Annotated in this window: 9 protein-coding genes; 4 read left to right on the top strand and 5 right to left on the bottom strand. The window is 58.1% G+C overall.

What is annotated here, in order from left to right:
- Positions 1–13 precede the first annotated feature (13 nt).
- The 4 genes from HLUCCO03_RS07390 to HLUCCO03_RS07375 all read left to right on the top strand — a co-directional run bounded on the left by HLUCCO03_RS07390 (position 14) and on the right by HLUCCO03_RS07375 (position 7,845).
- A complete protein-coding gene (locus tag HLUCCO03_RS07390; RefSeq protein ID WP_027832667.1) occupies positions 14–1,198 on the top strand; it encodes a thiolase family protein in 1,185 nt (394 codons plus the stop codon).
- A 428-nt stretch (positions 1,199–1,626) separates the two neighbouring features.
- The gene (locus HLUCCO03_RS07385; protein ID WP_292016651.1) at positions 1,627–3,528 is read left to right on the top strand and encodes a DUF1302 domain-containing protein; all 1,902 of its coding nucleotides are present in this window, start codon (positions 1,627–1,629) and stop codon (positions 3,526–3,528) included.
- 33 nt (positions 3,529–3,561) lie between these two features.
- A complete protein-coding gene (locus HLUCCO03_RS07380; RefSeq protein ID WP_027832666.1) occupies positions 3,562–4,923 on the top strand; it encodes a DUF1329 domain-containing protein in 1,362 nt (453 codons plus the stop codon).
- Between the two features lie 225 nt (positions 4,924–5,148).
- A complete protein-coding gene (locus HLUCCO03_RS07375; RefSeq protein WP_027832665.1) occupies positions 5,149–7,845 on the top strand; it encodes a LuxR C-terminal-related transcriptional regulator in 2,697 nt (898 codons plus the stop codon).
- A gap of 3 nt (positions 7,846–7,848) precedes the next feature.
- Here HLUCCO03_RS07375 and HLUCCO03_RS07370 read toward each other — a convergent pair whose 3' ends face one another.
- From HLUCCO03_RS07370 to yacG, 5 genes are all read right to left on the bottom strand, one after another.
- Positions 7,849–8,745 carry an acyltransferase gene (locus HLUCCO03_RS07370; protein ID WP_027832664.1) on the bottom strand — a complete coding sequence of 299 codons (897 nt, stop codon included), beginning with the start codon at positions 8,743–8,745 and terminating at the stop codon, positions 7,849–7,851.
- A 49-nt stretch (positions 8,746–8,794) separates the two neighbouring features.
- Entirely contained in the window at positions 8,795–9,730 is a 936-nt protein-coding gene (locus HLUCCO03_RS07365) for a glucosaminidase domain-containing protein (protein ID WP_036197619.1), read from the bottom strand.
- Positions 9,731–9,808: 78 nt separating this feature from the next.
- Entirely contained in the window at positions 9,809–12,013 is a 2,205-nt protein-coding gene (locus tag HLUCCO03_RS07360; RefSeq protein ID WP_051603899.1) for a hypothetical protein, read from the bottom strand.
- Positions 12,014–12,157: 144 nt separating this feature from the next.
- The gene (locus tag HLUCCO03_RS07355; RefSeq protein WP_027832662.1) at positions 12,158–12,712 is read right to left on the bottom strand and encodes a YfaZ family outer membrane protein; all 555 of its coding nucleotides are present in this window, start codon (positions 12,710–12,712) and stop codon (positions 12,158–12,160) included.
- Positions 12,713–12,850: 138 nt separating this feature from the next.
- On the bottom strand, positions 12,851–13,039 hold the full coding sequence (gene yacG / locus HLUCCO03_RS07350) for a DNA gyrase inhibitor YacG (protein ID WP_027832661.1): 189 nt from the start codon (positions 13,037–13,039) through the stop codon (positions 12,851–12,853).
- Positions 13,040–13,098 lie beyond the last annotated feature (59 nt).

Genomic DNA, 13,098 nt, shown 5'->3' with positions numbered 1-13,098 from the left:
GAGAGACCCAACCATGACCACAGACAACGTTGTAATCGTAAGCGGTGTACGCACTCCCATGGGCGGCTTCCAGGGCAGCCTGGCGGCAGTGTCCGCGCCTGAATTAGGCGCTATCAGCATTGCCGAAGCCATCCGCCGTGCCGGTCTGCAGCCCGCGGACGTACAGGAAGTTATCATGGGCAATGTACTGCCTGCCGGCCTCAAACAGGGCCCGGCCCGCCAGGCCATGCGTCAGGCAGGCCTGCCCGACAGTACCGGTGCCACCACCATCAACAAACTGTGCGGCTCAGGCATGAAAGCGGCCATGTTCGCCCACGACGTGATCAAGGCCGGCAGTAACGACATCATGGTCGCCGGCGGCATGGAGAGCATGTCCAATGCGCCCTACATTCTTCAGGGTGTCCGCAGAGGCTACCGCATGGGGCCGGGGCAGGCGCCCCAGGACCACATGTTCCTCGATGGCCTGGAAGATGCGGAAACCGGCCGCCTGATGGGTGCATTTGCCCAGGAAATGGCCGACAAGAAAGGCTACACCCGCGAGGAGATGGACGAATACGCCATCACCTCTCTGACCCGGGCCAAGACAGCCATTGAGAAGGGATTGCTCAAGGACGAGATTATTCCGGTCACCGTAAAAACCCGCAAAGGGGAAGTGGTTGTCGAGGACGATGAGCAGCCCCATAACGCCAATATCGAGAAGATCCCGAGCCTGCGGCCAGCGTTCAGCAAAGATGGCACAGTCACCGCAGCCAACGCGTCTTCCATCTCCGACGGTGCCTCGGCCCTGGTGCTGATGCGCGAGTCCGAAGCCGAAAAACGCGGCCTCAAACCGCTGGCCCGGATTGTTGCCCACAGCACCCAGTCCCAGCATCCGTCGGAATTCACCTGCGCCCCGGTCGGCGCCATCGAAAAGCTGTTTGGTAAAACCGGCTGGACCAAAGACGACGTGGACCTGTTCGAAATCAACGAAGCCTTCGCCATGGTCGCCATGATGCCCATCCGCGAACTGGGCCTGGACCCGGAAAAGGTCAACATCCACGGCGGCGCCTGTGCCCAGGGCCACCCGGTCGGCTCCACCGGTTCCCGCCTGCTGGTGACGCTGATGCATTCCCTGAAACATTACGGCAAGAAAAAGGGTGTGGCGGCACTTTGCATTGGTGGTGGTGAAGCAACCGCCATGGCGATCGAAATGCTCTGATTCACGTCGGCAATAGCAGGTTCCCGGAGTCCAACCTGGGTCTCTGTTATAGGCAACTCTCAGGTTTCGCGGCGAGTGCGGGGCACCTTTTCGGGAATGTCTTCGGCCAGGGATGGCCGAAGTCAAGCGCACATGGATGTGCTTGTAGCGTTTCCCGAAAAGGTGCCCCGCACTCGTCGTTTCGCCGAAGCTCAATCCGATAGCGCGCAGGCTGGTTGCAACCAGAAATGTTGACTATAGTGATTCTGTGCGAGGGAAGCCTGCCGTGGAGAGGGGTGTAATCGTAAAATCATACTTTTGACTGATCAAAGCGTCCGATGGCGTTAGCTATAGTGCGAACATCACGAGCACTGTGCATGAAGCCTCCAAACATCGTGAATACCAATAATCAGAGCAGCGACTCAGAACAACAATGGAGTAGCCTTCCAATGACAAGAAAAACATACCAATGGCAGCAGTGGACCAAATTGCCGCTGGCCGTCGCAGTTGCAGCCGGAATGTCCGGCCAGGCGGCTGCCTATTCGTTTTATGTGGGGGATGTGGAAGCCTCTTTTGACACCACGCTGTCAGCTGGCGCTACCTGGCGTACCCAGGATCGCGACAGAAGGTTGATTGCCCAGGGCAACCTTGGCCCGGAGTATGCGCCCGGTGGGTCCTTGGAAAACATTGGCGCCTCTACCAATAACTATGATGACGGCAACCTGAATTTTGAAAAAGGCGATACCGTTTCTAAAATCGTCAAAGGCAGCAGTGACCTGTTCCTGAACTACAACGTCATGGGCAACTACCTGGATCGCGTTGGTGGTTTTGTCCGTGGCCGTTACTGGTACGATTTCGAGCTCAAAGACGAGCAGCGTGCTGTGGATGACGTGGGCCAGCGTCGTGAGCTGAACGAGCAGGCAAAGGGTAATGCGTCGGGTGGTGAAATTCTTGACGCCTACGTCTTCTCCGACTGGTATTTCGGTGAAACCCCGGTCAGTCTGCGCTACGGCAAGCAGGTTCAGAGCTGGGGTGAGAGCACTTTTATCCAGGGTGGCATCAATACCATTAACCCGGTAGACGTCCAGGCCTTCCGTGCCCCTGGGTCAGAACTGAAAGACGCGCTGTTGCCCGTTGAAATGTTTTACATGTCTGCCGGCGTAACCGAAAACATTACTCTGGAAACCTTTGTGCAGGCAGACTGGGAGCCCGTACGCCCGGATGACTGTGGAACTTTCTTCTCCACTAACGACTTTACCGCTGATGGCTGTGGCCCGGTACTGCTGGCAGGTACACTGCCGGATTCGCAGGCATTTGCCCAGGGCTTCGTAGCGCCACGTCTGGCAGACAAAGAAGCGGATTCCAAGGATCAATTCGGTGTTGCACTGCGCTGGTACGTGCCTGAGCTGAATGACTCCGAACTTGGCTTCTACTACATCAAGTACAACAGCCGCCTGCCGTATGTCAGTGGTCTGGTGAGTAACCCCTCATCGCCAAGCGCTACACAACAAAGCGATCCTGATCTGCCGAACTCCCAGTTCCCCAGCTACTTCATCGAGTACCCGGAGAACATCAACCTGTATGGCATCAGCATCAACACCACGACGCGTGGTGGCTGGTCTCTGGGTGCAGAATACAGCTTCCGGGACAATGTGCCGTTGCAATGGAACGCATTTGAGCTTATCTTCGGTGGCCTGCAACAGCGTGGCCCCGACGGACAAGTTCTGAGCAGACTCGAGGCGCAGCGTCTTGAAGAGGCCAATGGTGCAAACCTGGCAGGTAAGCCAGTTGATGGTTATGACCGCTTCAATGTGTCCCAGGCCCAGTTCACGCTGATCAAGTTCTTCGACCAGGTGATGGGCGCCAGCCGTATGTCCCTGATCACTGAATTTGGTGCGACCTACGTGCACGATCTTCCTGATGAAGATGAAGCCCGCTACGGACGCTCCGGCACCTTCGGTATTGGTGAGCTGCCGCTTGACGGCGACACCTTTACAGGGGATTTCTGTGCGGCCGGTGCCAACACCAACGCCAATTACTGTAATAATGAAGGCTTTACCACCTCCTTCTCCTGGGGCTATCGTACCCGTCTGGTCTGGGATTATCCCAATGCGATTGCAGGCATCAACCTGTCACCGCAGCTGGCCTGGAGTCACGATGTTCAGGGTTACGCACCGCAACCCGGTGGTGCCTTCAACGAAGGCAACAAAGCTATTGGCCTGTCGCTGGAAGGTGAATACCAGAACCGCATAACCGGTAATATCGGTTATACAAACTTTTTCGGTGGCAAGCCGTATAACGAGTTGACCGACCGTGACTTTGTGAGTGCGAGCGTTTCCTACTCATTCTGATTCGGCCTGTATTCGTTTAACGAGGTAACATAAATGAAACTGAACAAGAAGCTACTGGCCACTGGCATACTGTCCGCATCCCTGTTTGCGGGCAGTGCCTTTGGCGCGGTTTCCGCAGAGGAAGCGGCCAAGCTGGGTGATTCGCTCACGCGGATGGGTGCGGAGAAGGCCGGTAATGGTGACGAAATTCCGGACTGGGATGGCGGCCTTACCGAGGCGCCTGCTGGCTACAACAATGATGGAATCTACGTCCATCCGTTCCCGGACGAGAAACCCCTGTTCACCATTGATCAGAGTAACGTAGACGAGTACGCGGACAACCTTTCCCCGGGCCAGATCGCCATGATCGAGCGCTACGATAATTACAAGATTCCGGTCTACAAGACGCATCGTACCGCGGCTTATCCGGACCACGTGATGGAAGATACAGTCAAGAACGCCACCAGCGTTGAACTGATCAAGGATGGTAACGGCCTGGGTAACTACCAGACAGCGACACCATTCCCCATCCCCCAGAACGGCCTCGAGGCCATCTGGAACCATATCACCCGATATCGTGGTGGTTCTGTCCAGCGTAATGTCGGCCAGGTAACCCCGCAGGAGAACGGTAACTACAGTGTGGTCAAGTTCCAGGACGAGCTGACCTGGCGCACCTACCTGAAGGATTACAAGCCGGACGAAGACGAGAACGTGCTGTTCTACTTCAAGCAGGCCATCACAGCCCCGGCTCGTCTGGCGGGTAACGTACTGCTGGTTCACGAGACAATCGACCAGGTGGAAGAGCCTCGTCGTGCCTGGGTATACAACGCCGGTCAGCGCCGTGTTCGCCGTGCCCCGCAAGTTGCCTACGACGGCCCGGGTACCGCAGCCGATGGCATGCGTACCTCAGACAACTTCGACATGTTCAACGGTGCACCTGACCGTTACAACTGGGAGTTGATCGGCAAGAAGGAAATGTACATTCCGTACAACTCCTACCAGCTGGTGGACCGTGACCTGAGCTACGACGACATCATCAAGGCAGGCCATATCAATCAGGATCTGACCCGTTACGAACTGCACCGTGTCTGGCATGTGCGCGCTACTCTGAAAGATGGCGAGCGTCACATTTACGGGCAGCGTGACTTCTACATTGATGAAGATTCCTGGCAGGCGACGGTTATCGACCATTACGACGGCCGTGGTGAACTCTGGCGTGTAGCTGAAGCGCACAGCATGCAGTTCTACGATCAGGAAGTTCCCTGGTACGCCATCGAAACCCTGTATGACCTGCTTTCCGGGCGTTACCTGGTGCTGGGTCTGACCAACGAGGAATCCAATCCGTATTCATTCGGTGTCGAGCGGGCTTCCCGTGAGTACACGCCGGCTGCCCTGCGCAGGGCAGGTACCCGGTAAACGACAGCGTTTTCCCGGAAGCTGTTCCGGGATATGAAAGCGGCGGGCTCAGGCCCGCCGTTTTTTTTGTTTTTGCAGCCTACCCCTGATTTGGTTTAACCTCTCGTTACTAATACTAAAGGCGTACCCGATGCAGGACGCCATGATAACGACAAGGCAGAGATCACATTTGCCGGAGATCGGGCCCGTGGGCCTGCAGATTCCGGGTTTTCAACGGGGCAAAGAGTGAAACCATTTGATGATGGCTGTGCGGCCAACGATGAGTTCCAGTCGGCACTGGGTGGAGCATATCGTGGCGAGTTGATCAGGGATTTACTGCGTCAACGGGTAAGGATGCCGGAGCCGGTACCCAATTACCTGAAGAGACCGGCACTCACCGAAAAACTCACATCCGTGATTGCGCCGGGCAAGGTGCTGTTTATCGAAGCACCGTCGGGGTTCGGCAAATCCCATGCACTGAGCGCCGCTTTCCGTGAAACCGGCCGCAGTCCGGAAACCCTGCGCTGGCTCAGTCTCACTGGCCAGGAGAACGACGCCAGCCGGATGATGGCGCTGCTGGATATTGCATTGGCGCCGCCCCGGGTAACGCCCCGACCATCCGGCCAGCAGAAGGCTGCCAGTTGTAGCGATGCGTTGGCACTGCTGTTGTCCGAACCTCACTGGTGCAATCCGCAAGCGGACAATGTCCTGGTGGTGGACAACATCGGGACAGTCGTTAACCCGGCAGCCATTGCCCTGTTGCAACAACTTACAGCCAACACACCCGCTGGACTCGCGCTGGTTCTGGTGTCGAGAAAACCACTGCCTTTTGAAACCCATACCTACGAACTGGAAGGCCGCTTCAATCGGATTGGCACCGAGCCCCTGGAGCTGACCCGTTCCGAAACCTTCGAATTCTTCCAGACTGCAGTCAGCCGCAACCAGCTCACCACCGTTGCCGTTGAGCACCTGTATTCGCTGACGGAAGGCTGGATAACACCGCTTGGTCTGTACCAGAGGGAGCTGGATTCCTCATCCGAGGCCCGACTGCCGATCCAGGAGACTTTCAGCGTTGAGCGGTTCCTCCGGGATGCGGTGCTGATTCATCTCACACCCGGGCAGCAGCGTTCGCTGCGGATTATGGCGGAGATGGAGATTGTGTCGGACGAACTCTTCCTGGCGCTGGCAGATGCCGGTTGTGATCATGCCTTCAGGCCATCCGCCGCCGCCGAAACCGGCATGCCGCTGCGCCCGCTTCCGGGCCGGGGCCGTTGGTTCCGCCTCAACCCGTTGCTGCATGACTGGCTGCAGACGCCGGCGCTGGATGGTTCCCGGGAACGGGCCCTCAAGGCCAGCCGCTGGTTCAGTGAGCGTAACCAGTTTCCGGAGGCCTTGCGTTATGCGCTGTTGAGCGGTGACCTGGAAGAGTCCGTCCGCATTGCCTCTGAAGGCTCGGAAGCGTTGCTTATAGGCCAGGATACCGCGTCACTGCTGCGGCTTCGGCGGTCATTGCCGCCGGGCCTGCTGGAGAGGAGTGCCCGGCTGAAAATTGTTTATGGCTGGGTTCATGCCATCGGTGGCCAGTTCAGGCAGGCAAAGATGTTAATCAGCGACCTGGATGAGGGAAACCATCCCGAACTGGTTGGCCGTATAGACGCTCTGCGGGCTTTTATTCTTCGCGGCGAAGGTAGCGTTGATGAAGCCCTGGCCGTGGCGGACCGTGCTCTCCGGGATGAAGAGCTCTCTACCCAGGGCCAGTTGGTGACTCAGTTGGTGCGTTCCAGCGCTCTTTGCGCTGCGGGCGACTTCGGGGCAGCCCGGGAAGCCAACCGCATTGCAGCAAAGCTGGCCCGGGAAGCGGGTGATGCCGGCTCGGAAATTCTTGCGGTGTATGCCCACGCAAGGATCGAGCTGGGTAAGGGCTCGCTGAAACATGCTGAGCAACTGCTGAGAACCGGCCTGGATACCGCCATGAACGAGTCGTCACGGCCGGCGCGTGTTGGCGAGACGCGGCTCCAGCTCAACCTGGTGATGGTTTTGTGGCATCAGGGCCGGGAAGCGGAAGCAGACCGCCTGCTGGTAACCTGTATCCGCCATGCGGAGCAGACCCGTGACCTTGGCCTGTTGCTGGCCATGGCGCTGAGGGTGCTGATCTGTCGCACCCAGAACCGCCTGGATGATGCCTTTGCCTGGATAGGTCGTGCCGAACGTACCATGCAGTCCTGGCAGGTGGATCAGTCGGTGTATGTTCCGGTGCTGGAAGCCTTGAAAATCAGTGGCTGGCTGTCAATGGGACAGCCGGATACAGCGGCCCAGGCCATGGAACGCCTGAATCCCTGGCGAAAAGTGAACTGCGTGCCGGAAATGTTCCCGATGATGCCGGGGATGTTGGACTGCCTTCAGGCCAGGATTGAACTGGCACGGGGCGACGACGTCAAGGCGGCGGAAACGGTGAAGCGTATCCGCCACAATAATGGTGAACCACTGCCGTTCGGGCTCGATATCCATTCCAGATTGCTGGAGAGTGTTGTCAACTGGCGCCAGAAAGGCCCCGCGGTTGGCCAGAAGCTTCTCGCCACGGCGATCAACATGGCCGGGGACGAGCATTACATCAGCCCCTTCGCCGAGCTGAAGGGGGAGTTGCAGGAACTGCTGGAAAAAACCTGGCCGCAGCTGCCGGACACGCCGTTTACCGAGTCGGTAGGGCGGTTATATGGCCTGTCGGACATGAAGGAGCAGGCGCCCCTGGCCGAGCCTATCAGTGACCGGGAGCAGGGTGTGCTGGAATTGATTGCCCAGGGCCTGTCAAACCAGGATATTGCCGACCGCCTGCACATCTCACTGCACACGGTCAAAACCCATGCCCGCCGGATCAACGCCAAACTGGAAGTGAAATCCCGCACCCAGGCCATCGTCCGCGCCCGGGAATTGGGCCTGCTTTAGGCCTCAGGCGGACTGTTTCAGCTCTTCAATGCGGGCGTCCTTTTCTGCCCAGATCTGACCGACCCAGCGCTGGAAATCCACCCGGATATCCCGGTCGTTCTGGTAGTCCATACCGAGGAAGCGGTTCGGGATTTCCCGGGTCCGGATATCGATCACGATTTTTCCCACACGACCGCACAGGTAGTCCCAGATGCCGCACCGGCCTTCCGGGTACACAATGGTGACATCCAGCATGGTGTGCAGTGACTCACCCATGGCTTCCAGTACAAAGGCAGTGCCACCGGCGCGGGGCTTGAGCAGGTTTCTGTAGGGAGAGTTCTGGCTCTTGTGCTTGACCGGCGTCAGCCTGGTGCCTTCCATGAAGTTGAAGATAGTTACCGGCGTGTAGCGGAATTTCTCACAGGCTGCCCGGGTGGTTGCCACATCCTGCCCTTTCAGTTCCGGGCGGCGGGCAATCTGCTCCTTGGTGTGCCGTTTCATGAACGGAAAATCCAGCGCCCACCAGGCGATGCCCAGGAAAGGCACCCAGATAAGCTGTTGCTTCAGGAAAAATTTGAGCAGCGGGATGCGGCTGTTCAGCGCGTGCTGGATCGCCGGGATATCGGCCCAGCTCTGGTGGTTGCAGGTGACAAAATACCAGTGCTCACGGCTCAGGCCCTCGGCGCCGCGAACGTCCCACTCGATATCATGGAGCACATCCGCCAGTACATTGTTGAAACCGATCCACAGCCAGGCAATGCGGTTGAGAACAATGGTGCATCCCTTACGGACGGAGGTTGCCGGAATCACCAGTTTGATGATGGCAAAGACCATCAGGATCGGAAAAAGCCACAGTGTGTTCAGCAGGATAAGCAGAATTGCAAGCACACCTTTGACCGGTGCAGGCAAGAAACTGAGCATGGACAGACATCTCCGGAATACAGGTCTTGGCGGTTATCTGGTGGCAGGATTATCCTTCGCTGCCGGCGGCATCATCCACGTTGTCGGGAAGCAGTGCCTCTTCCTTGCTGGCTGATGCCAGCTTCAGCAATGACTTCTGGCTGCCTTCCCGAACACTGCGGAACTTCTCGTCGTAGTAGGTCAGGTTGTTGTGGCGGATCATGCTTCTGATTTCTTTTACGTAATCCTCGCCTCGTTCCGAGTAGCCGAGCAGGCCGGCGGCCAGGCTTGAGCCACTGGCGTAATCGCCGTTGCTGTGAGCCTTGAGGCGGATGTCCCGAAGTGGCTGATAGGTAGGGTGCCGGTTCAGGTTCTGGATGTAGGAGCGAACGGAGAAGTAGGGCGAGTCGAAGGTTGCCACTTCGTGGCTGGCACCCTCGATGCGGCCCTGGGGTACCAGGCCACAGCCCTTGGAGAAACACCACTGACCAAACAGGTTGTTACCCCTGAGGGCGAAGCGGGAAGTACCCCAGGCAGATTCGTTGGCCGCCTGGGCCATGATCAGTGACGGCGGAATCACATCCAGGCGGTTCTCCAGTCGGCGGAACATATCCTGGCTTCCGGGCTCTTCGTCTACCCGCAGGCGTTCCGCCTGGCGCCTCAGCCAGGTCAGCTCTGATCTGGTGAGATTCTCCTTGTCGGCGAGGCTTTGCAGGTACTCGCGTTCGATCAGGATGCGTGAGTTGGCCAGCACGATCCGCGGATACAGAAAGGCAAAAAACGCCGCTTTCTTTTCAGTAGTATCGCTGTAATCGGAAAAATCCGGCAGATCAGTCCTGGCCCAGCGCGGCAGGGGCGGTAGCTTGGTTAGCACAATGTCGTCGGTTTCGTCCCCACCCCGGTTTGCGTTCCGGTCCAGATCAGGGTCTGGCGTATGCAGGGCTCCCCATAAGCCAAAAATAACCATAGGAAACGCCAGCAGAAGCACCCGGATACCAGAAGACATAAAACCTCTCGTTACAATCGATATGACAGTGATTATAACAGGTTATACGGCTGAGTTGCCCGGGTGGTCTGCTACTGGTCAGTCTGGCAGGCGTGTGGCTATCACCAGGCCCAGAATCTCCTCATCGCCGTCGGTATCCCGCAGTTGCAGGATGAACTGATCCCGGTCGGCCGTGAAAAAACCGTCCATGGTCAGGGTTCCGTCAGAGTTGGTGAAGGTTGCAGTCCCATCGACATTCGCACTGTAGTCGAGAGACACGTCATCCGGTACCAGGGCCTGTGGAACGGATACGGTTTCGTCGTCCACCTGGTGCACGATGTCCAGCCGCTGGCCGTCCAGGCGGGCACTGCCCGATGATTCAATGACCAGCCGGGCGTTATCAAAATGGGCCAGCCGGTTGCTGGACTGTGCCATACCAAGGGTCGCGCCCTGAAGGCGGTACTGGCCGCTGGCCGGCGGTGATGCATTGGCTTGTTCCGCGGCCACCATCAGGCCTTCACCGATGGCATTGGTATCCAGGTTGAAGCCGAGCAGGGCGCCATCGGGTGTGGAGGCGCCAATGGCAATATCCGGCGTGTCGTCTGGATCGTCGTCTGGATTGGTATCCAGGTTCAGGCGACCATTGCTGACAATACGGTTGCCTTCGTTGGGATCCCATACCCGGGAAGGCCGTTCGCTGATCTCCCAGGTGGCATCCCGTGCGCCGGGCGCGACGGTTACAGTACCGGTATCGTCCCGGCGAATCATGGTAGTGGTCATGGCCTGGGTTACAGTCGGACCGTTGATCTGCCATTCTCCGAGTCCGCTTTCCACCACCATGGGCCGGTTTTCATCGCCCATGCGGGTGGCCAGGTAAACCACGTTGTAATCCCTGCCGTCCAATGCCTGCCGCTCGAAACCCTCTTCCCGCAGCAGATTCAGTTCAAATACCGACAGGTAATGGTCTTCCAGGGTGCGTTCCCGTTTCAGTTCACCGCTTTCGGAACGCAACTCTATGGCCTTTCCGGCGGTGAAATATCCGCCGATCACCCGGTCAGGCTCGCTGCTGCCACCGCCCGCGTAGGCGTCTAGGTAGTAGGGGTTGCGGGTCCAGCCGATGATTTCCGAGCTGCCCCGGCCGGTAATACTCTGGAACAGGGCGCGCCCGGCCAGCAGTCGAATCTCGTCTTCCAGCGTGGCCGCACCGGGCGATGAAGAATGGGTATTGCGCTCCCAGTCCGTGCGCTCAAAAAACTCGTTATCGTTCCTGTGGACAAGGGTTTTGCGGTCATAGGGGATGTCGCTGGCCAGGGAGGTGACGCGGATATTGAAGGCGTCGAAGGAGGTCAGCGTCAGGCCCGGGTAAATGTAACCGGTGCCATTCTCGTCGGTGACGGTTTCCTCACGGGCAACACGCACACCCCACTGGCCAGAGCCGGCAAGCGTGGATTCCCGGAACGTCTGGCCCAGTTCCACAGCCCAGAACACCGAATGATAATCGGCGGAACTGGCTTCGATCCTGCCTGACGAGTCCTCGCCCAGCAGCGCCAGGTTCGCCATGGAAGAGACATAGCGGGCAAAGTCTCCCCGCTCTTCGAGTAAGGTCAGTGCGCCCTGTGCCCCCAGATTGCCGGGGATATCAATCTCGAAATCATGAACCTGGTCGGCGAGGGTAGACCACACATACTTGTTCAGGCACAGGGTGCTGTCGGCATCGTTCACACAGTCCATGATCCGGGAAAATTCATCGCCGGTATAGTTGCCCAGGGCATTGACCACCAGGTATTCGGAGAAAGGGTTGACCTTCACATCCCGGTCCGCGTCAGCGGCCAGGGCCCGCATGCGGATGTTGCCGTAGGTTGCTTCAATAATGACATCCGGGCCCTGGGGCAGGCCATCCTCAAAGGTGATCACCGTGCGCCCGGTCTCTTCCCTGCGGGAGCGGGTGTCCACCGACGCCAGTTCGCGGAGGGACTGGTCGGTGCGGTAGACGCTGATGGTATCCGGTTCCACAATCCTGAGGTTACGACGGGTTGCCTCGCCATCCGGGGCCACCGATTCCGGCACTTCCATGGTCACCCGCACCTGATTGCGCTCCAGGCCGGACGAATCGCTGGAATCACCGGTGGTGCCGGAGGTGAAATCGTCGTTGGCATTCTTCGCGGGCGGGAAGCTGTTTTCGCTGTCTCTTGCGTCGTCAATGGCGTCATCGCCACCACCGCAACCGGCAGTGAGAACCAGTGCAGTTGCTACTGAAAGGGCCAGAAAAGCCCGTGTGGCGGATTGCAGAATGAGGTTGTCCATGCCTGATTAACCATTCCGGGAATATGATCGGGCAGTTTACCAAGTTGGTACCGGGCAAAGAGTGAGGCAGGGCACGATTTGGGGTGTGATAACCCCGCCGGTCGGCTTACCGGCGGGGCTGGTCTTGCAATGCTCAGGGGCGGGTCAGAAGAAAATCTTCATGCCGGCCATCACACCTTCATCAAGGTTGAGGTCGCCGCGGCCATCGAAATCGGTATTCAGGTACCGGTACCCGGCAAACAGCTCGGCATTGCGGATTACGCGGTAGCTGCCCCGCAGTTCGAGACTGGTCATCTCGTCGGAGTCGCCGAAGGACAGAATGCTGGGTGCATAGTGGAGCCCGCCGGTAAACGACAGCCCCGGCACGTCGGGCACATTCACCGTGGCAAACCCGCCAAGGGCAACAGCACCACCATCCAGACGATCGTCATCCCAGCCGATGGCACGCAGACCAATGCCTGCGGTAGTAGGCAGGTTACCGAGCGCTGTGCGGCCCTGGGCGTGGAAATCCACGTTGCCGATATGGCGGCTGCCTTCGTGGTAGGTGTAACCGGTACCCACCTGAATATCAGAGTTGGTGTCGAAAAAATTTACCTGGCCCTTTACGGAGTCGTTGGTCAGGCTCAGGTCCGCATCGGCTGCGTATACAGGCGCTGCAGCAAGGGACAGAACGATAAAAGGAATACGGTACGCTTTCATTCTTCTACCTTCTCTTTGATTGATTGTATCCGGTTCGGGTGCTTACCCGCCTGATCATCGGGTTAACTGCCTGAATAGTAACGGGCAGCCCCGGGTGGCTCAACTTAAAACGGGTTAAGGGCCGGTTAATAAGGGCTTTCAGTGGGTGGGGGTGTCGTCGCCCTGGTCGAGATCGTCTGGGGAGACATTTTCAGCCGGCACCCGGTATTCCTCGTTGGCCCAGGCGCCCAGGTCGATCAGCTTACAGCGTTCAGAACAGAAAGGGCGAAAAGGATTGCTCTCGCTCCATTCCACGGACTTTTTACAGGTGGGGCATTCTACGTTCATGGTGACCTTGTATTCAGGATATTGACAGGAATTTGAAGTGACAGGAGCCTGAAGCTTTC

Source organism: Marinobacter sp. HL-58 (assembly GCF_001314605.1).
Lineage (GTDB): Bacteria > Pseudomonadota > Gammaproteobacteria > Pseudomonadales > Oleiphilaceae > Marinobacter.
The sequence above is the reverse complement of the archived record's forward strand: the minus strand, read 5'-3'. Positions and strand labels throughout refer to the sequence as shown.

Coding starts and splice junctions, on each gene's coding strand:
- HLUCCO03_RS07370 (WP_027832664.1), bottom strand. CDS start 8,745: ATGCTCAGTTTCTTGCCTGCACCGGTCAAAGGTGTGCTTGCAATTCTG.
- yacG (WP_027832661.1), bottom strand. CDS start 13,039: ATGAACGTAGAATGCCCCACCTGTAAAAAGTCCGTGGAATGGAGCGAG.
- HLUCCO03_RS07385 (WP_292016651.1), top strand. CDS start 1,627: ATGACAAGAAAAACATACCAATGGCAGCAGTGGACCAAATTGCCGCTG.
- HLUCCO03_RS07390 (WP_027832667.1), top strand. CDS start 14: ATGACCACAGACAACGTTGTAATCGTAAGCGGTGTACGCACTCCCATG.
- HLUCCO03_RS07365 (WP_036197619.1), bottom strand. CDS start 9,730: ATGTCTTCTGGTATCCGGGTGCTTCTGCTGGCGTTTCCTATGGTTATT.
- HLUCCO03_RS07380 (WP_027832666.1), top strand. CDS start 3,562: ATGAAACTGAACAAGAAGCTACTGGCCACTGGCATACTGTCCGCATCC.
- HLUCCO03_RS07355 (WP_027832662.1), bottom strand. CDS start 12,712: ATGAAAGCGTACCGTATTCCTTTTATCGTTCTGTCCCTTGCTGCAGCG.
- HLUCCO03_RS07360 (WP_051603899.1), bottom strand. CDS start 12,013: ATGGACAACCTCATTCTGCAATCCGCCACACGGGCTTTTCTGGCCCTT.